This window comes from Bacteroides sp. AM23-12 (assembly GCF_003434395.1).
Classification (GTDB): Bacteria; Bacteroidota; Bacteroidia; order Bacteroidales; family Bacteroidaceae; genus Bacteroides; species Bacteroides thetaiotaomicron.
The window spans coordinates 14,656-34,514 of the sequence record NZ_QTLF01000036.1 but is presented as its reverse complement, the minus strand read 5'-3'; the positions used below and the strand labels follow the sequence as shown (position 1 = coordinate 34,514).

At 46.4% G+C, this 19,859-nt stretch carries 11 protein-coding genes; 9 read left to right on the top strand and 2 right to left on the bottom strand.

The annotated features are described in order from the left end of the window. Position 1: 1 nt before the first annotated feature. The gene (locus DW640_RS20255; protein WP_008762735.1) at positions 2–1,375 is read right to left on the bottom strand and encodes a sigma-54 dependent transcriptional regulator; all 1,374 of its coding nucleotides are present in this window, start codon (positions 1,373–1,375) and stop codon (positions 2–4) included. A gap of 88 nt (positions 1,376–1,463) precedes the next feature. On the opposite strand from DW640_RS20255, the gene DW640_RS20250 reads away from it, so the two are divergent. The 4 genes from DW640_RS20250 to DW640_RS20235 all read left to right on the top strand — a co-directional run bounded on the left by DW640_RS20250 (position 1,464) and on the right by DW640_RS20235 (position 7,388). Next, positions 1,464–2,303, top strand: coding sequence for a peptidylprolyl isomerase (locus tag DW640_RS20250; RefSeq protein ID WP_008762736.1), 840 nt, complete (start codon positions 1,464–1,466; stop codon positions 2,301–2,303). Between the two features lie 5 nt (positions 2,304–2,308). Further along, positions 2,309–3,547, top strand: a complete 1,239-nt coding sequence (locus DW640_RS20245; protein ID WP_008766931.1) for a pitrilysin family protein — start codon at positions 2,309–2,311, stop codon at positions 3,545–3,547. Between the two features lie 84 nt (positions 3,548–3,631). Then, complete coding sequence (locus DW640_RS20240) at positions 3,632–4,990, top strand: MATE family efflux transporter (RefSeq protein ID WP_008762738.1); 1,359 nt, start codon at positions 3,632–3,634, stop codon at positions 4,988–4,990. 19 nt (positions 4,991–5,009) lie between these two features. Further along, on the top strand, positions 5,010–7,388 hold the full coding sequence (locus DW640_RS20235) for an ATP-binding protein (protein ID WP_117578881.1): 2,379 nt from the start codon (positions 5,010–5,012) through the stop codon (positions 7,386–7,388). Here DW640_RS20235 and DW640_RS23590 read toward each other — a convergent pair. Then, a complete protein-coding gene (locus DW640_RS23590) occupies positions 7,380–7,538 on the bottom strand; it encodes a hypothetical protein (RefSeq protein WP_155520077.1) in 159 nt (52 codons plus the stop codon). The two genes, DW640_RS20235 and DW640_RS23590, sit on opposite strands and share 9 nt — an antisense overlap. A gap of 176 nt (positions 7,539–7,714) precedes the next feature. Between DW640_RS23590 and DW640_RS20230 the strand changes: the two genes are divergently transcribed. The 5 genes from DW640_RS20230 to DW640_RS20210 all read left to right on the top strand — a co-directional run bounded on the left by DW640_RS20230 (position 7,715) and on the right by DW640_RS20210 (position 19,781). After that, a complete protein-coding gene (locus DW640_RS20230; RefSeq protein WP_032814596.1) occupies positions 7,715–12,223 on the top strand; it encodes a translocation/assembly module TamB domain-containing protein in 4,509 nt (1,502 codons plus the stop codon). A 2-nt stretch (positions 12,224–12,225) separates the two neighbouring features. Then, positions 12,226–14,592, top strand: a complete 2,367-nt coding sequence (locus DW640_RS20225; RefSeq protein ID WP_008766928.1) for a BamA/TamA family outer membrane protein — start codon at positions 12,226–12,228, stop codon at positions 14,590–14,592. 128 nt (positions 14,593–14,720) lie between these two features. Then, a complete protein-coding gene (locus DW640_RS20220) occupies positions 14,721–15,632 on the top strand; it encodes a nucleotidyltransferase (protein WP_117578880.1) in 912 nt (303 codons plus the stop codon). 143 nt (positions 15,633–15,775) lie between these two features. Next, a complete protein-coding gene (locus DW640_RS20215; RefSeq protein WP_117578884.1) occupies positions 15,776–17,731 on the top strand; it encodes an ABC-F family ATP-binding cassette domain-containing protein in 1,956 nt (651 codons plus the stop codon). A 13-nt stretch (positions 17,732–17,744) separates the two neighbouring features. Further along, a complete protein-coding gene (locus DW640_RS20210; protein WP_117578879.1) occupies positions 17,745–19,781 on the top strand; it encodes a M13 family metallopeptidase in 2,037 nt (678 codons plus the stop codon). Positions 19,782–19,859 lie beyond the last annotated feature (78 nt).

The window sequence follows — 19,859 nt, the reverse complement described above, 5'->3', positions numbered from 1 at the left end:
CCTACAAGTCGATATTATATAGTTTCAGCTTATTATATAATGTCTTCCGGTCGATATTCAGTAATTGTGCCGCTTTGCTCTTGTTATTTCCGGTTTGGCGCAATGCCTCCAGAATGTGTTCTTTCTCTGTTTCTTCGTTGCGTAGCGCCATGCTTGCGGAACAAACGGTACTTGTTTCCAGTAATTCGGTCCCTAATTCAAGAAGAGTGATGAAACTTCCTTGTGCCAGTAAAGTCGCTCTTTTTACGATATTCTTCATTTGGCGTAAGTTGCCCGGCCAGTGATAATTGAGTAAGGCTTGTGAGGCTTTCGAGTCAAAACCGATCAGATGCTTGTCCAGTTCCTTGTTTGCCTGATCGAGGAAGAAGTTGGCAAACAACAGGATATCCTCTTTCCGTTCTTTCAGGTCGGGCATCCGCAGGGTAAATTCATTGATACGATGGAAAAGGTCTTCACGGAAAGTCCCTTTCTCGATAGCTTGTTCCAGATTCTCGTTGGTGGCGGATACCAGACGGATATCAACCGAAACTTCTTGCGTGGAACCGACCGGACGAATCTTTCTCTCTTGCAAGGCACGAAGAAGCTGTATCTGTACCTCGTAACTGAGATTACCTATTTCATCCAGGAAGATAGTGCCTCCATTGGCGGCAACGAACGCTCCGGTCTTGTCCGTCAGTGCTCCTGTAAAAGAGCCCTTCACATGGCCGAAAAACTCGGATGCAGCTAATTCTTTGGGAATCGAACCGCAGTCTACCGCGATAAACGGCTTGTCATTCCGTTTGCTCAGTTGATGGATGCGGTGCGCCACATACTCTTTCCCCGTTCCGCTGGAACCGTTGATCAGTACGGACATATTGGTGGGAGCTACCAGACCTACATAATTATAGAGTTGCTTGGCGGCATCACTTTCTCCTTCCAGATAAGCATGATGGGTTTCGGTGGCGTTTCCGGACGAAATGGAAGAACCTTTCTTTGCAGAAGTTTTGGCTGCGGTATGCGTAGTCGGCGCTTCTTTCGCTTGCAAAGCTTCTGACATCTTTTTGAGTAGTTCCTCCGGATTCACCGGTTTGGCAACATAATCGCGTGCTCCCAGTTTCATCGCTTGTACTGCCGATTGGATATCGGCATAACCGGTCATGATGATCAAAGGAATATCGATTCCTTTTTCGTTCATCCATTTCAGAAGATCGATTCCGTCGTGATCCGGTAAGCGTAAATCGGACAGGATTAAGTCTGCCCCTTGTCCTTCAATGTGCTTCTGGGCACGGGCAATGTTACTGACTGACGACACCTCAAACCCTTTTTTACTTAGCCAGGTTTTCAGCATCATTCCGAAAGTGATATCGTCTTCTATTATCAATATGGATTTCATCATACTCTCTTTTGCCTCTTTTAATGCTACAAAGGTAAGAGGATTTGGGCGAAAGTAGTATATTTGCAAACTTAAATTAAATAAAAGTGTTATGAAAAAGATTGCATACTTACTATTAACCATATCGTTTTGCGGACTTACGGCCTGCAAAACCGGAACAAAAAAAGGAGGAAATATGGACAACGAAACGTTGGTAAAGATTGAAACAACCTTGGGAGACATCAAGGTTAAGTTGTATAATGAGACGCCGAAACATCGTGATAATTTCATTAAGCTGGCAGAAGACGGCGTTTATGAAGGAACGCTATTCCACCGTGTTATCAAAGACTTTATGATTCAGGCAGGTGACCCGGATTCAAAGAATGCACCGAAAGGAAAGATGCTGGGTGCAGGAGATGTGGGTTACACCCTTCCGGCCGAATTTGTTTATCCGAAGTATTTTCACAAAAAAGGCGCTTTGTCTGCTGCCCGTCAGGGAGACAATGTAAATCCGAAGAAAGAATCATCCGGTTGCCAGTTCTACATTGTGACAGGCAAGGTGTACAACGACTCTACATTGCTGGGCATGGAAAGCCAGATGAATGAGAATAAGATCAATGTTATTTTCAATACGTTGGCTCAGAAGCACATGAAAGAAATCTATAAGATGCGGAAGGAAAACGATGAAAACGGTTTGTATGAATTGCAGGAGAAGCTTTTTGCAGAGGCGGAAGCGGAAGCTGCCAAGCAACCGGAATTTCACTTTACGCCGGAACAGATCGAAGCTTATACGACTGTAGGAGGTACTCCTCATCTGGACGGTGAGTATACGGTTTTCGGTGAAGTAATCGAAGGCATGGACATCGTGGATAAGATTCAGCAGGTGAAAACCGACCGTAGCGACCGCCCCGAAGAGGACGTGAAGATTGTAAAAGTAGAAGTACTGGATTAAGTAGAATGAAGATTAACAGGCATATTTTGGACAATGGGTTACGTCTGGTACATTCGCAGGACGAAAGTACGCAGATGGTAGCTCTTAATGTATTATATAATGTGGGAGCCCGCGACGAACATCCCGAGCATACAGGCTTTGCTCATTTGTTCGAACACCTGATGTTCGGAGGTTCGGTGAACATTCCCGATTATGATATGCCGCTGCAACTGGCAGGCGGCGAGAATAATGCCTGGACCAATAATGACATAACCAATTACTACCTCACTGTACCCCGGCAGAATGTAGAGACCGGCTTTTGGCTGGAATCCGACCGTATGCTGAGCCTTGATTTCAGTGAACGGAGTCTGGAAGTACAGCGTGGAGTAGTAATGGAAGAATTCAAGCAGCGTTGCCTGAACCAGCCTTACGGAGACGTCGGTCATCTTTTGCGTCCTCTGGCATATCGGGCGCATACTTATCAGTGGCCTACCATCGGAAAAGATTTGTCGCACATAGCCAATGCGACGCTGGAAGAGGTGAAAGCATTCTTCTTCCGTTTTTATGCGCCGAACAATGCAGTGCTCGCCGTAACGGGAAATATCTCTTTTGAAGAAGCAGTCGCATTGACGGAAAAATGGTTCGGTCCCATCCCTCGCAGGGAGGTTCCTCAACGTAATCTGCCGCAGGAACCGGAGCAGACAGAAGAACGACGGTTGACAGTAGAGCGTAACGTACCCCTTGATTCACTATTCATGGCGTATCATATGTGCAGTCATGATCATCCGGATTATTACGCTTTTGATATATTGTCGGATTTGTTGAGCAACGGACGTTCCAGTCGTCTGAATCAACGCCTGGTACAGCAAAAACAACTGTTTTCGAGTATCGACGCTTATATTTCCGGTAGTGTGGATGCCGGATTGTTCCATATCTCGGGCAAACCCGCGGCAGGTGTTTCGCTGGAACAGGCGGAAGCGGCCGTACGTGAAGAACTGGAACGTTTGCAGCAAGAACCTGTTGACGAACAGGAACTGGAAAAAGTGAAGAATAAATTCGAATCGACGCAGATATTCGGCAATATCAATTATTTGAATGTCGCTACCAATCTTGCTTGGTTTGAACTGTTGGGCAGGGCGGAAGATATGGAAAAGGAGGTAGAGCGTTATCGCGCTGTTACTGCCGGACAATTGCAAAAGGTAGCTCAGTCTGCTTTCAGGAAGGAGAATGGAGTGATACTTTATTATAAGAAACAAATATCCTGACTTCTCCTTACCGGCGGGATATTTATTGGAGGCAACGGCAGGATGCGGAGTTGCCGGAATATGCGATTAACTACGGAAAAATAAATGAGAAATATCTATAGTATATATAAGGAGCATTACAAAGCACTGATTTCTCTCGGATTGCCCATTGTAATCGGGCAAATAGGAGTTATTGTGCTGGGGTTTGCCGATACGTTGATGATCGGTCATCATAGTACGATAGAACTGGGTGCTGCTTCCTTCGTCAATAATGTATTCAATCTGGTGATTATTTTCAGTACAGGCTTCTCGTACGGGCTGACTCCTATCGTGGGAGGTTTGTATGGAACTCATCAGTATGCTTCGGCGGGGCAGGCGTTGCGTAACAGCCTGCTGGCAAATTTGTTGGTGGCATTCTTGCTTACCATCGGTATGACTGTCCTTTATTTTAATGTGGGAAATCTGGGACAGCCGGAAGAACTTATTCCCCTGATAAAACCTTATTATCTGGTTCTGCTGGCTTCGCTCGTCTTTGTGATGCTGTTCAATGGCTTCAAGCAGTTTACGGATGGAATTACGGATACTAAGACCGCTATGTGGATATTGCTCGGCGGAAATGTGCTGAATATTATCGGCAATTATATCCTGATATACGGAAAGCTGGGCTTGCCGGAAATGGGCTTGCTGGGGGCAGGTATCAGTACGCTGTTCTCGCGTATCATGATGGTAGTCGTATTTATCATAGTCTTTATGCGGAGTCCGCGTTTTCTTCGTTTTAAGCTCGGCTTCTATCGTCTGGGATGGTCGAAGGCTATATTCGGACGATTGAATTCGCTGGGTTGGCCGATTGCTTTTCAGATGGGAATGGAGACAGCTTCGTTCAGTCTGAGTGCGGTGATGATTGGCTGGCTGGGTACCATTGCGCTGGCTTCTCATCAGGTCATGCTGGCTATTTCTCAGTTTACGTTTATGATGTATTACGGGATGGGAGCAGCTGTGGCTGTCCGTGTGAGTAACTTTAACGGGCAGGGCGATATACTCAATGTACGTCGTTCGGCTTATGCCGGTTTTCATTTGATGATGGCGTTGGGTGTTGTGCTTTCTTCCATCGTATTCCTCTGCCGCAATTATCTGGGAGGTTGGTTTACCGATAGTACCGAAGTGGCGGCTATGGTAACTTCGCTTATCCTTCCGTTCCTTGTATATCAGTTTGGAGATGGATTGCAGATAACCTTTGCCAATGCCTTGCGTGGAATCTCAGATGTAAAACTGATGATGCTGATTGCCTTCATTGCTTATTTCCTTATTTCGCTTCCGGTCGGCTATTTTTGCGGATTCGTGTTGGAGTGGGGGATCATAGGTGTCTGGATGGCATTTCCTTTTGGGTTGACCAGTGCCGGTCTGATGTTATGGTGGCGTTTCCATCACAAGACGAAACTACCGCCTTCCATTCAAAATTCATAATTTAAAATCTTAATTGCCTATGGCTTCCTTTCGCTCCACCAAACTGAAAATAACCATCGGCTATATATTGCTGCTGGCGATTCTTCTTTTTTCTCTGGTGTTTGTGCATCAGGAGATGGAGACGCTGTCGGCTGCGGACGATCAGCAGAATCTGCGGACAGACAGTCTGCTGAGTCTTCTCCATGAGAAAGATCAGAATACCCTTCAGATGCTGCGGGTGCTGAGCGAGGCGAATGATAGCTTGCTTTCCGCCTCGGAGATTGAAGAAATCATATCAGAACAGCAGGACTCGGTGATTACTCAGCAACGGGTACAACACCGGGTTATTACCAAACGCGATTCTCTGATCACTCCCCCGAAGAAGAAAGGCTTCTTCAAACGATTGGGGGAAGTGTTCGCGCCTTCTAAGAAAGATACTGCCGTGCTGGTCAATACTTCTCTGGAAATTGCCACCGATACGATATTGGAACCTGTCAAGTCGGCGGACTCCCTTCAGCATAAGATTCGCATGGCTACCGAAGAGAAACGGTTGCAGCGGAGGCGAACGATCCGGCGTACCAGTACGAGGTATCAGCGGATGAATACACAGCTGACCGCAAGAATGGATAGTCTGATAAAAGGATACGAGGAGGAAATGTCTGCGCGTGCCCGTCAGGATGCGGAACTTCAGCAAGAGGTGCGGATGCGTTCGGCTAATATCATTGCCGGAATTGCCATTGGTGCCGTATTCTTATCCGCCTTTTTCCTGATCTTAATTATGCGGGATATTACTCGTAGCAACCGTTATCGGCGTCAGCTCGAAGAAGCGAATAAGCGGGCGGAAGACTTGCTTGTTGCCCGTGAGAAACTGATGCTTGCCATTACCCATGACTTTAAGGCGCCATTAGGCTCGATAATGGGATATACGGAACTCTTGTCCCGCCTGACCGAAGATGAACGGCAGCGATTCTATCTGGACAACATGAAAAGTTCTTCAGAGCATTTACTGAAGTTAGTAAGCGATTTGCTTGATTTCCACCGTCTTGACCTCAATAAAGCGGAAGTGAACCGGATTGTTTTTAATCCTGCTCAGCTGTTTGAAGAAATCCGTGTTTGCTTTGAACCTCTGACGGCGGCTAAAGGCTTGGTCTTGCAATGTCATATCGCTCCGGAATTGTCGGAGAAATATATCAGTGATCCTTTACGTATTCAGCAGATAGTGAATAATCTCTTGTCCAATGCGGTGAAATTCACTCAGCAGGGCAAGATCACATTAACTGTTGGTTATAACGCTTCGAAGCTGACAATAGCGGTTGAGGATACCGGCAAAGGGATGGCATCGGAAGACCGGGAACGCATCTTCCAGGAATTTACCCGCCTACCCGGTGCGCAGGGAGAAGAAGGATTCGGACTGGGATTGTCCATTGTGCATAAGTTGGTTCTTCTGCTTGAAGGTACGATCGATGTACAAAGCACGTTAGGAAAAGGAAGTTGCTTTACTGTCGTGTTGCCACTCTTTCCGGTGGGTAAGTCAATAGTGGAAAATAAACCTTTTGGAAGCAGAATCAAGAAAGCGTCGAAAGATACGGATGCTTCTCCGGAAGAAACAGATGTTTCTCCGGAAGAGACAGATGCTGTACCGGTCATGAAGGTGATCCGTGTGCTTCTGATTGATGATGATAAGATTCAGCTGAACCTGACTGCTGCCATGCTGAAACAGCACAACATCGATGCTGTTTGCTGCGAGCAGTTGGAAGAACTGATAGAGCAACTGCGCTCCTCGACGTTTGATGTGCTGCTGACCGATATACAGATGCCTGCTATCAACGGTTTTGATCTGGTCAAATTATTGCGTGCCTCTAACATTCCGCAAGCCCGCAATATTCCTGTCATTGCTGTCACGGCACGCAGCGAAATGGATGAGAAGGCTTTGCATGAACACGGCTTTGCCGGATGCCTGCACAAACCTTTTACGGTGAAAGAATTGCTGGTAACTCTGAATGAAGGACAAATGTCAGCTGATGAGGCGCATATAACACATGATATGCAATTGATTGCAGATGCGCTGCCTGAAGATACTTTATTCAACTTTTCTGCACTGACTGCCTTCTCGGAAGATGATCCGGAAGCGGCGTGTTCTATTATCCGGACTTTTATCGAAGAGACCGGTAAGAATGCCGACCGGATGCAACAGGCATTAACTGACAGGGAGGTGGATGGAATAGCCGCTATGGCTCATAAACTCCTTCCGCTTTTCACCTTGATCGGAGCTTCTGAGTCTGTTGCTTCATTAAGATGGCTGGAGTCTTGCCGGGGGGAAGAATTCTCCGAAGAAATAGAAAAGACTACGTTGGAGACTTTGGAGGCGGTGCGTAAAGTTGTTCGTGCTGCTGAGGAGTATAGTTTCGGTTTACATTAAATCTCTCCCGGCAGCTCCTTTGGAACAGCCTATATAGTGCCATGCTTGTGCCACCTTGTTGGCACAGTTGTGCCAAAGGCATGTCACAGTCGTGCCACTGCGGTGGCACAAGCGTGCCAACGTAGTGGCACGGGCATAAGCTCGTAGCATAGTGAGAAGGTGCTGCCTTGACAAATATCTCACCTTCCGAATGAACGGAATGAACGGGATGAAATTGCGCTAAATGCAACCATAACCTCCGGCTTTTTCACATTTTAGCTTTTGGACAAACCTTTTTTCAAAGTAATTTGTTTACTTTGTATCACTTTTACACTGACACATCCTGCATGAAACGAAAATGGATAAGACGGGTGGGCTGGATATTGCTTACTCCTATAATACTTTTTGTAATACTGATGGTATTACTTTATATACCTCCTGTTCAGAATCTTTTGCGACGGGAGGTTACTGCGTATGCTTCTAAAGCAACCGGAATGCAGATTCAGGTGGAACGGATAGACCTTCGTTTTCCGCTTAATCTGCTGGTACGAGGGGTGGAAGTCATACAGCAGCCGGATACCTTATTGTCTTTGGAAAGCCTGAATGTCCGCGTACAGGCATGGCCGTTGCTCAAAGGAAAAGTAGAAGTTGACGAGGTTACCTTAAGTCAGGTGGCGGTCAATTCTGCCAATCTGATAGAAGGGATGCAGATAAAAGGCGTTTTGGGGCGCTTCTTTCTGCAAAGTCATGGAGTCGATTTATCGAACGAAACGGCAGTTGTCAATCGGACAGAGTTATCCGATACTCATATACAACTTCTGATGACTGATACCACGACCACTCCCAAAGATACGACGGCATCTGCTCCTGTGAACTGGAAGGTGAACCTTCATCAACTGAAGTTGAAGAATGTATCATTCGGTATGAAACTGCCTGCCGACTCCATGAAGATGGCGGCATACATAGGCGAAGCGACCATTGATGACGCCAAAGCGGATTTAAAGAACCAGTTTTATGGATTGAAGCAATTCCTTTTGTCGGGTGCCTCCGCCAGTTATGACACCGGAGAGGCCCAACCGTCGGAAGGTTTTGACGCCTCTCATATGGCAGTCCGGAATATCCGCATCGGATTGGACTCTCTGCTCTACGAAGGCAGAAATATGAACGCTGTGATTCGTGAAATAACGATGGAAGAGCGTTCGGGACTGAGTATTACTTCACTGACAGGGCGGCTCTTTTCGAATGATTCTATCATCCGCATTCCTGAACTGAAACTGCAAACCCCACATTCAGAAATAGACCTGTCCGCCCAGACTTATTGGGAACTCGTAAATATCCCGACGACAGGACGTTTATCCGCCAGCTTTAACGCACATATAGGCAAAGAGGACGTGATGCTTTTTGCCGGCGGACTGCCTCAAACGTTTAAAGAAGCATATCCGTTCCGTCCGTTAGTGATTCGTGCCGGTACGGATGGAAATCTGAAAGAGATGCAGATTTCGCGCTTCACGGTAGACTTGCCGGGAGCTTTCTCGCTAAAAGGGGGAGGAATCCTTGAAAACCTGACGGACAGTCTGACTCGTTCGGGAACTATTGGGCTGGATATGGTTACCCGGAATCTGAACTTCCTGACAGGATTGACTGGAGTCACACCCGATGGCTCTTTAGTAATTCCCGACAGTATGAGTCTCAAGATGAAGATGGAGATGAACGGCCCGCAGTATAAAGCAAAACTCGATCTGAAAGAAGGCAAGGGCAGCATGAATGTAAATGCCGCATTAAACAGTTCGACAGAAGTTTATACGGCCGATCTGAAAATAAACGATCTGCAACTGCATCATTTTCTCCCGAAAGACTCGATTTATGAACTATCTCTTTCGGCAGATGCCAAGGGCAGGGGACTGGATGTCATGTCCTTCCATTCTTTAGCCAATCTGAATCTTTCTTTGGACCAGCTTCATTACGCCCGCTATCATCTTTCGAATGTTCATCTGACGGGAAATCTTAAAGGTGCTTTGGCAACGGCTCAGCTTACGAGTGACAATGAACTTTTGAAAATGACGGCGGATGCAGAATATAATTTAGCTCATAGCTATCCGGACGGTAAAGTGACAGTTGACGTTACTCAGCTTGATTTGTACGAACTGGGACTTATGCCCAAGCCGATGAAACATCCGTTGGCATTCAATTTAAGCGGAGAGGCACGGCAGAACCGTGTTTTCACTCATTTCACCGCCGGTGATATGAAACTGAATCTGAGTGCCCGTGCCGGTGTATATCCTCTGATTCGTCAGTCTACCCATTTTGTAGATGTGTTGATGAAGCAGGTGGATGAAAAACTCTTGGATCATGCTGCTTTGCGTGAAGCATTACCGTCGGCTATTTTCTCTTTTTCGGCAGGAAAGGAGAATCCGTTGGCATACTATATGGCAATGAAGAATATATCGTTCCATGATGCTTCCATGAAATTCGGCACTGCTCCCGATTGGGGAATCAACGGCAAAGCAGCCATCCATGCTTTGAAAGTGGATACCTTGCAACTGGATACGGTCTTTTTCACCGTCAAACAGGATACTACCCGTATGAATCTCCGTGCCGGAGTAATCAACGGACCGAAGAATCCCCAGTTTTCCTTCTCCACTATTCTGACAGGCGAGATTCGCGACCGCGATGCCGAGCTGCTGGCAGAATATAAGAACGAAAAGGGGAAAACCGGTGTGTTGCTTGGAGTCAATGCCCGTCCGCTGGTTGGAGGACGTGGAAAAGGGGATGGACTGGCTTTTACACTGATTCCGGAAGAACCGATTATTGCGTTCCGTAAATTCCACTTCAACGAAGATCATAACTGGATTTATCTGCATAAGAATATGCGCGTGTATGCCAATGTGGATATGTGGGATGATGAAGGTATGGGCTTCCGTGTGCATTCGGTACAGGGAGATACGGTTTCTTTGCAGAATATCGATGTCGAAATCCGGAGAATCCGCTTGGATGAAATAACGAGCGTACTGCCTTACTTCCCCGAAATCACCGGATTGTTCTCGGCAGAAGCACACTATATACAGACCGAAAAAGACCTTCAGCTCTCTGCGGAAGCATCCATTGATGAACTGACTTATGAACGCCAGCGCATTGGTGATATTACTTTGGGGGCTACATGGCTGCCGGGCGAACAGGGAAAACAATACCTCAACGCTTATCTGAATCATGATAAGGTAGAAGTGCTGATAGCAGATGGCAAGCTGCTCCCTACCTCGACGGGAAAGGATAGCCTGGAAGTAAATACGACGTTGGAACACTTCCCGCTTCGTATTGCCAACGCCTTTATTCCCGACGAGCTGGTTACGCTTGCCGGTGATATGGACGGTGACCTGAATATAACAGGCAGTACCGAGCAGCCATTGATAAACGGTGAACTGATACTGGACAGCGTATCTGTCCTGTCACGCCAGTATGGTGCTAACTTCCTGTTTGATAACCGCCCTGTGCAGTTGAAGAACAATCGTCTGATATTTGATAAGTTCGCCATTTACACCACGGGAAAGAATCCGTTTACGATCGACGGTTATGTCGATTTCCGTGATATGTCCCGACCGATGGCGAGTCTGAATCTGCTGGCGGAAAACTATACCTTGTTGAATGCGAAGCGTACTCGCGAAAGCCTTGTCTACGGAAAAGTCTTTGCGGACTTGCGGGCAACCATAAAAGGCCCGTTGGACGGGTTGAATATGCGTGGAAACCTGAATCTGCTGGGCAATACGGATGTCTCGTATGTACTGACCGATTCACCGCTGACCGTGCAGGATCGTTTGGGAAGTCTGGTGACATTTACTTCATTCAGTGATACCACCACAGTTGTCCGTCAGGAAGTGCCTACCGTATCTTTAGGTGGATTGGATATGCTGATGATGGTTCATATCGACCCTTCAGTCAGGGTGAAAGTGGACTTGGACGCCAGTGACAATCGTATCGAACTGGAAGGAGGTGGCGATCTTTCGATGAAATACACTCCGCAGGGAGACCTGACATTGACCGGACGTTACACACTGAGCGGTGGACTGATGAAGTATTCTCTGCCTATCATTGCAGTCAAGGAATTTGCCATCGATAACGGCAGCTATGTAGATTGGACCGGAAACCCGATGGACCCCATGCTGAACTTCAAGGCAACTGACCGTATCCGTGCTTCCGTATCCGAAGGAGAGAACGGAGGAACGAGAATGGTTAACTTTGACGTTTCCATTGTCGTAAAGAACCGGTTGGACAACCTGTCTTTTGCTTTCGACGTAGCGGCCCCGGAAGATGCGACCATACAGAATGAACTGACAGCAATGGGAGCGGAAGAACGTGGAAAACAGGCACTTTATATCATGTTGATGAAAACCTATCTCGGCACCGGACCGATCGGCGGTGGAGGCGGCGGACTTGGCAAGCTGAATATGGGTTCTGCCCTGAACTCCGTACTGAGCAGTCAGATAAATTCACTGATGGGTAACCTGAAGAATGCCAGCGTCTCTGTGGGTGTCGAAGATCATGACGCCTCGGATACCGGCGGCAAGCGTACGGATTACAGTTTCCGTTATTCGCAGCGCCTCTTCAATAACCGCTTCCAGATTGTAATCGGCGGTAAGGTATCGACGGGCGAAAATGCGACGAATGATGCCGAATCCTTCATTGACAACATCTCTTTGGAATATCGTCTGGACCGTACGGGAACCCGTTATGTCCGTTTGTTCTACGATAAGAACTATGAGAGTGTACTCGAAGGGGAGATTACGGAAACCGGAGTCGGTCTGGTACTTCGCAAGAAACTGGATAAGCTCAGTGAACTGTTCATCTTTAAGAAAAAGAAGTAAGAATGAAAGATATACGTATTAACATATTAGCAGGCTGTCTTATAGGTATAGTGTTGTTTTCGGCGTGTTCGGTGACGAAACATCTGCCCGAAGATGAAATACTCTATACCGGAGGAAAAACGGTGATTGTCAATAAATCATCGACACGGGTTGGTGAAACTGCTTTGACGGAAATCAATGCAGCGCTTGCCAAAACTCCCAGTACTACTCTGTTGGGAGGTTTTCTGCCTATTCCTTTTAAAATGTGGATGTATAACGACTTCGTGAAATACAAGAAAGGATTCGGTAAGTGGATGTTTAACCGCTTTGCCGCCAATCCGCCCGTATTTATTTCTACTGTCAATCCCGAAGTACGTGTCAAGGTAGCCACTAACCTGCTCCGTGATTACGGATATTTCAATGGAAAGGTGACTTACGAGACTTTGGTCGATAAGAAAGATAGTCTGAAAGCAAGTCTGCTCTATACGGTAGATATGAAGAACCCTTATTTCATTGATACAGTGTATTATCAGCGTTTCACTCCCCAGACTCTGAAGATCATGGAACGCGGACGTCGTATGTCTTACATCACCCCCGGCGAACAGTTTAATGTGGTGGATTTGGATGAAGAACGTTCCCGTATCAGTACCCTTTTGCGTAATCGGGGATATTTCTACTTCCGTCCGGACTATATGACCTATCAGGCAGATACAACCTTGGTTCCCGGCGGACATATCAGTCTTCGTCTGATTCCTCTTCCGGGATTACCGGCTGCCGCTCAACGTTCTTACTATGTAGGAGATGCTTCGGTCTATCTCTTCGGAAAGAATGGCGAGGCACCTAATGACAGTATCTTGTACAAGAATCTGAATATTCACTATTATGATAAACTGCAGGTCCGTCCGAATATGCTCTATCGATGGATGAACTATCAGCAGTTTGTACGGAGCAAACAGATGAGGGCTTCCAACCGTACCCGTCTTTATAGCCAGTACCGGCAGGAGCAGGTGCAGGAGAAATTGAGTCAGCTCGGTATATTCAGCTATATGGATATGCAATATGCTCCCCGAGATACGACAGCGGCTTGTGATACACTGGATGTCACTATGCAGGCTACATTTGCCAAACCGTTGGATGCAGAACTGGAACTGAATGTAGTAACGAAGAGTAATGACCAGACCGGTCCCGGTGCATCTTTCGGTGTCACTCGTAACAATGTATTCGGAGGTGGTGAAAGCTGGAACGTAAAACTGAAAGGCTCTTATGAGTGGCAGACCGGAGGCGGTGAGAAGAGCTCACTGATGAACAGTTGGGAAATGGGGCTTTCTACCTCTCTGACTTTTCCGAGAGTCGTGTTCCCGCATCTGGGTAAACGGGAGTTTGACTTCCCGGCCACGACGACCTTTCGTCTGTATATCAACCAACTGAACCGGGCAAAGTATTATAAACTGCTGTCCTTTGGCGGCAATGCTACATACGATTTCCAGCCCTCCCGTACCAGCCGGCATAGTATTACTCCTTTTAAACTGACATTTAATGTCTTGCAGCATCAGTCTGAGGATTTTAAAGAGATAGCTGAAGCTAATCCTGCATTGTATGTCAGTCTTAGGAACCAGTTTATTCCGGCGATGGAATATACGTATACGTATGACAATGCTTCGGGTCGTCGGATAAAGAACCCTATCTGGTGGCAGTCTACCGTCACTTCGGCGGGTAATATCACTTCCCTTATTTACCGTGCTTTTGGCAAGCCGTTCAATGAAGAGGATAAGAGTTTGCTGGGGGCTCCGTTTGCACAGTTTGTGAAGTTGAATACGGAGTTGCGTCATTTGTGGAACATAGATAAGAATAATGCGATAGCCAGCCGCATGGCAGTAGGTGCACTGTTTACTTATGGCAATGCTACGATAGCTCCCTATAGTGAACAATTTTATGTAGGTGGTGCCAATAGTATCCGTGCTTTTACAGTGCGCAGTGTCGGTCCGGGCGGTTATCATCCGGAAGAGGGAAAATATTCCTACCTGGATCAGACAGGAACCTTCCGCTTTGAGGCGAATGTGGAATATCGTTTCCGTATTTTCAAGAGCTTTTGGGGAGCTACCTTTCTGGATGCAGGAAATGTGTGGTTGTTGCGCAAAGACAGAAAGCTTTTGGCTGATGGAAAAGAAGCACGTCCCAATTCACAACTGCGTCTGAAGACTTTCCCTAAACAAATAGCTTTGGGAACGGGTGTCGGTATCCGTTATGACATGGATATTCTCGTATTCCGTCTCGACTTCGGTATTCCTCTGCATCTGCCTTATGATACGGAACGTAGCGGCTATTATAATGTAACCGGAGCTTTCTTCAAGAATCTGGGAATACATTTTGCTATCGGTTACCCGTTCTAATGAATGATTTTTGTACGATTTTAGTGAATAATGATTGATATTTGTCCTGTTGGATTCAACTATTTTTGTAAATTTGCAACGAAATCTGATGCCATTGACATCACTAACCTTTTAATATTACACAATTTATGAAACCAACTTTATTCTTATTGGCTGCTGGTATGGGTAGCCGTTATGGAGGCTTGAAGCAATTGGACGGACTGGGTCCTAACGGCGAAACTATTATGGATTACTCTATCTATGATGCTATCAACTCAGGATTTGGTAAGCTTGTATTTGTAATCCGCAAAGATTTTGAACAGGATTTCCGCGAAAAGATTATTTCTAAATACGAAGGCCACATTCCTTGCGAACTGGTATTCCAGTCTATTGATGATCTTCCGGAAGGGTTCACTTGTCCGGCAGACCGTACAAAACCATGGGGTACAAATCATGCGGTAATGATGGGAGCTGATGTGATTAGTGAACCGTTTGCGGTAATCAACTGCGATGACTTCTATGGTCGTGACTCGTTCCAGGTAATGGGCAAATTCCTGTCTGCTCTTCCCGAAAATTCCAAGAATGTTTATTCAATGGTAGGTTTCCGTGTGGGAAATACGTTGAGCGAGAGCGGTACGGTATCTCGTGGTATCTGCAGTACAGATGCTAACAACTTGCTGACTTCCGTAGTGGAACGTACGAAGATTCAACGTCTGGACGGCGAAGTAAAATACATCGATGATAACGGTGAATGGACAGCTACTCCTGATACGACTCCGGTAAGTATGAACTTCTGGGGCTTTACTCCCGACTACTTTGCTTACAGTGAAGAGTTCTTCAAGACTTTCCTGAGCGATCCGAAGAACATGGAGAACCTGAAGAGCGAATTCTTTATCCCGCTGATGGTGGATAAATTGATTAACGACGGAACTGCAACTGTAGAAGTTCTGGATACTACCAGCAAATGGTTTGGTGTAACTTATCCGGAAGACCGTCAGAGCGTAGTGGATAAGATTCAGGCATTGGTAGATGCCGGTGAATACCCTGCTAAATTGTTCTAAAGAAAAGCTTTTGATAAAGACTAGGAAGCAGTCATTCATGAGAATGACTGCTTTTTTTGTCTTTCATAACGGATAATACTGCCCTTTATCCAATAATTATTCATTATCTTTGCAATCCAAAATCTTATAAATCAGAGACAGACGTGATTTCAGTAGAAGGATTATCAGTAGAATTTAATGCGACACCGCTCTTTGCGGATGTCAGCTATGTTATCAATAAAAAAGACCGCATCGCTTTGGTCGGCAAGAATGGTGCGGGCAAATCGACTATGTTGAAAATATTGGCAGGTCTGCAAAACCCGACCCGTGGAGTGGTAGCCGTCCCTAAAGATGTAACAATCGGCTATCTGCCGCAAGTCATGATCCTTTCGGATGTCCGCACGGTGATGGAGGAAGCAGAACTCGCTTTCGAGCATATTTTCGAACTTCAGGCAAACCTTGAACGGATGAATCAGCAGCTTGCCGACCGCACCGACTATGAATCCGAAGAATACCACCAGTTAATAGACCGCTTCACACACGAAAACGACCGCTTCCTGATGATGGGAGGAACCAATTTTCAGGCGGAAATAGAACGTACCCTGTTGGGATTGGGCTTTAGCAGGGAAGACTTTAACCGTTCGACTTCCGAATTCTCCGGCGGCTGGCGTATGCGTATCGAACTAGCGAAGCTCTTGCTCCGTCGTCCGGATGTGCTGCTCCTTGATGAGCCGACTAACCATCTGGATATCGAGAGTATACAATGGCTGGAGAACTTTCTGTCTACCCGTGCCAATGCTGTTGTGCTGGTCAGCCACGACCGTGCTTTCCTTAATAATGTAACTACCCGTACGATCGAGATTACCTGCGGTCAGATTTATGACTATAAAGTGAAGTACGATGAGTTTGTCGTATTACGTAAAGAACGTCGTGAGCAGCAGCTCCGTGCCTATGAGAATCAGCAGAAGCAGATACAGGATACGGAAGACTTTATCGAACGTTTCCGCTATAAGGCAACCAAAGCCGTACAGGTGCAGAGTCGTATCAAACAACTGGAAAAGATAGACCGTATCGAGGTCGATGAGGAAGACAACTCTTCCCTCCGTCTGAAATTTCCTCCTGCCAGCCGCAGCGGGAATTATCCGGTTATCTGTGAAGACGTACGCAGGGCATACGGACAGCACGTTGTTTTCCATGATGTGAATCTGACGATCAACAGAGGAGAAAAAGTCGCATTTGTCGGAAAGAACGGAGAAGGTAAATCTACGTTAGTGAAATGTATCATGGGCGAGATTGATTTTGATGGTAAACTGACGATCGGGCATAACGTGCAGATCGGTTACTTTGCACAGAATCAGGCGCAGATGCTGGATGAAAACATGACGGTATTTGATACGATCGACCGTGTGGCGACAGGAGATATCCGGTTGAAGATACGTGACATTTTGGGTGCATTCATGTTTGGCGGAGAGGCTTCGGATAAAAAAGTGAAAGTACTTTCCGGTGGAGAGCGTACTCGTCTGGCTATGATTAAGTTGCTGCTGGAACCGGTGAACTTCCTGATTTTGGACGAACCTACCAATCATCTGGATATGCGTTCCAAAGATGTACTGAAAGAAGCTATCCGCGAATTTGACGGAACAGTGATACTTGTCAGCCACGACCGTGATTTTTTGGACGGACTTGCGACTAAAGTATATGAGTTCGGTGGTGGAACAGTGAAAGAACATCTTGGCGGTATTTACGATTTCCTGCAAAAGAAGAAGATCGACAGCCTGAATGAACTTCAGAAAGGAGTTTCTCTCTCTACTTCTCCTACCACATCTGCCAAAGGAAACGAAGCGGATACAGAGCAACCTTCGGAGAACAGACTCTCGTATGAAGCGCAGAAGGAACTCAATAAGAAGATAAAGAAGTTGGAACGCCAGGTGGCGGACTGTGAGGCTTCGATTGAAGAAACGGAATCGGCAATCGCCATTCTGGAAGCAAAGATGGCAACCCCGGAAGGAGCATCGGATATGCAACTGTATGAACGGCATCAGAAGCTGAAACAGCAATTGGATACCACCGTTGAAGAGTGGGAACGGGTTTCGATGGAACTGGAAGAAGTGAAAAACTAATTTATTATATAATATGAAAGTAACCAAGTATTTACCAATTCTTGCCGTATGCCTTATGACAACAGGATGTAATAGCAAGAAAGAGGCCGTACTAACGTCCGGTATCGACCTTGCTAATCTGGATACCACGGCAATGCCGGGTACAAGTTTTTATCAGTATGCCTGCGGTGGATGGATTGAAAGTCATCCGCTGACAGACGAGTATTCACGCTTCGGCTCTTTCGATATGCTTCACGAGAAAAGCCGCGAACAGTTGAAAGAACTGATTGCCGAACTGGCTGCAAAGAAAGACAACGCTCCGGGCAGTGCTGCCCAGAAAGTGGGTGATCTTTATAACATCGCTATGGATAGCGTGAAGCTGAACAAAGAAGGAGCAGCTCCGATCAAAGAAGAAATGGCGGCTATCGATGCGCTCAAAGATAAAGAAGAGATTTACACCTACATTGCCGAAAGTCAGAAGAAAGGAATACGTCCTTACTTTACTATGTTTGTTAGTGCGGATGATATGAACAGCTCTATGAACATGGTTCAGACCTATCAGGGCGGTCTCGGAATGGGACAGCGTGACTACTATCTGGAGAATGACGAGCAGACAAAGAGTATCCGCGATAAATATAAGGAACACCTCGTTAAAATGTTCCAGTTGGCTGGCTATGACGAAGCTACCGCACAGAAAGCAATGGTGGCTGTGATGAACATCGAAACACGTCTTGCCAAAGCTGCCCGTTCACAAGTAGAATTGCGTGATCCGCATGCCAACTATAATAAGATGGATATGGAAACGCTGAAAAAGAACTTCCCTACTTTTAACTGGGATGCTTACTTCACTACTTCGGGACTGAATGACTTGAAAGAAGTGAATGTCGGTCAGCCTGCAGCCATGAAGGAAGTTGCCGATGTTATTAATACAGTGCCTCTTGAAGATCAGAAGTTCTATCTTCAATGGAATCTGATCGATGCCGCAGCCTCTTTCCTCAGTGATGATTTCGTGGCACAAAACTTCGACTTCTATAGCAGAACAATGTCCGGCAAGAAAGAAATGCAGCCTCGTTGGAAACGTGCAGTAAGCACTGTAGACGGCTCTTTGGGTGAAGTAGTAGGACAGATGTATGTCGAAAAATACTTCCCTGCCGCTGCCAAAGAACGTATGGTTGGATTGGTGAAGAACCTGCAGACTTCTCTGGGCGAACGTATCAAAGCGCTGGAATGGATGAGCGAACCGACAAAGGTGAAAGCATTAGAGAAACTGGCTACTTTCCATGTAAAGATCGGTTACCCGGATAAATGGAAAGATTACTCTGCTCTGGAGATCAAAGACGACTCTTATTGGGCAAATATCGAGCGTGCCAGCCAATGGGATTTCAATGACATGATCGCGAAAGCCGGTAAGCCGGTCGACAAGGACGAATGGTTGATGACACCTCAGACGGTGAACGCTTACTATAACCCGACAACCAACGAAATCTGTTTCCCAGCCGCTATCCTGCAGGCTCCGTTCTTCGATATGAACGCTGACGATGCGATGAACTATGGTGCTATCGGTGTGGTAATCGGCCATGAAATGACTCACGGATTCGACGATCAGGGCCGTCAATACGACAAGGATGGTAACTTGAAAGACTGGTGGACAGAAGAAGATGCTAAAAAGTTCGAAGAACGTGCTCAGGTAATGGTTAACTTCTTTGACAGCATAGAGGTGGCTCCCGGTGTACATGGTAACGGTGAGCTGACTTTGGGAGAGAACATTGCCGACCACGGTGGCTTGCAGGTTTCTTTCGCAGCTTTCAAGAAAGCAATGGAAACAGCACCGCTGGAAGTTGTTGACGGATTCACTCCCGAACAACGTTTCTTCCTCGCTTATGCTAATGTATGGGCAGGACACATCCGTCCGGAAGAGATTCTCCGACTGACCAAACTCGATCCTCACTCTTTAGGAAAATGGCGTGTGGACGGAGCATTGCCTCATATCCAGAACTGGTACGAAGCATTCAATATCACAGAACATGATCCTATGTTCGTAGCGAAGGACAAACGAGTGTCTATCTGGTAATAGATTTTGATTAGAAACTATATATGCGAAGGAGCGTTGACTTTCCAACAGGAACAGTCAACGCTTTTTTTTATTAAT

What these genes read in the sequence shown, in the direction of transcription:
- DW640_RS20255 (WP_008762735.1), bottom strand. Translation starts at nt 1,375, where the DNA reads ATGATGAAATCCATATTGATAATAGAAGACGATATCACTTTCGGAATG.
- DW640_RS20250 (WP_008762736.1), top strand. Translation starts at nt 1,464, where the DNA reads ATGAAAAAGATTGCATACTTACTATTAACCATATCGTTTTGCGGACTT.
- DW640_RS20245 (WP_008766931.1), top strand. Translation starts at nt 2,309, where the DNA reads ATGAAGATTAACAGGCATATTTTGGACAATGGGTTACGTCTGGTACAT.
- DW640_RS20240 (WP_008762738.1), top strand. Translation starts at nt 3,632, where the DNA reads ATGAGAAATATCTATAGTATATATAAGGAGCATTACAAAGCACTGATT.
- DW640_RS20235 (WP_117578881.1), top strand. Translation starts at nt 5,010, where the DNA reads ATGGCTTCCTTTCGCTCCACCAAACTGAAAATAACCATCGGCTATATA.
- DW640_RS23590 (WP_155520077.1), bottom strand. Translation starts at nt 7,538, where the DNA reads ATGCTACGAGCTTATGCCCGTGCCACTACGTTGGCACGCTTGTGCCAC.
- DW640_RS20230 (WP_032814596.1), top strand. Translation starts at nt 7,715, where the DNA reads ATGAAACGAAAATGGATAAGACGGGTGGGCTGGATATTGCTTACTCCT.
- DW640_RS20225 (WP_008766928.1), top strand. Translation starts at nt 12,226, where the DNA reads ATGAAAGATATACGTATTAACATATTAGCAGGCTGTCTTATAGGTATA.
- DW640_RS20220 (WP_117578880.1), top strand. Translation starts at nt 14,721, where the DNA reads ATGAAACCAACTTTATTCTTATTGGCTGCTGGTATGGGTAGCCGTTAT.
- DW640_RS20210 (WP_117578879.1), top strand. Translation starts at nt 17,745, where the DNA reads ATGAAAGTAACCAAGTATTTACCAATTCTTGCCGTATGCCTTATGACA.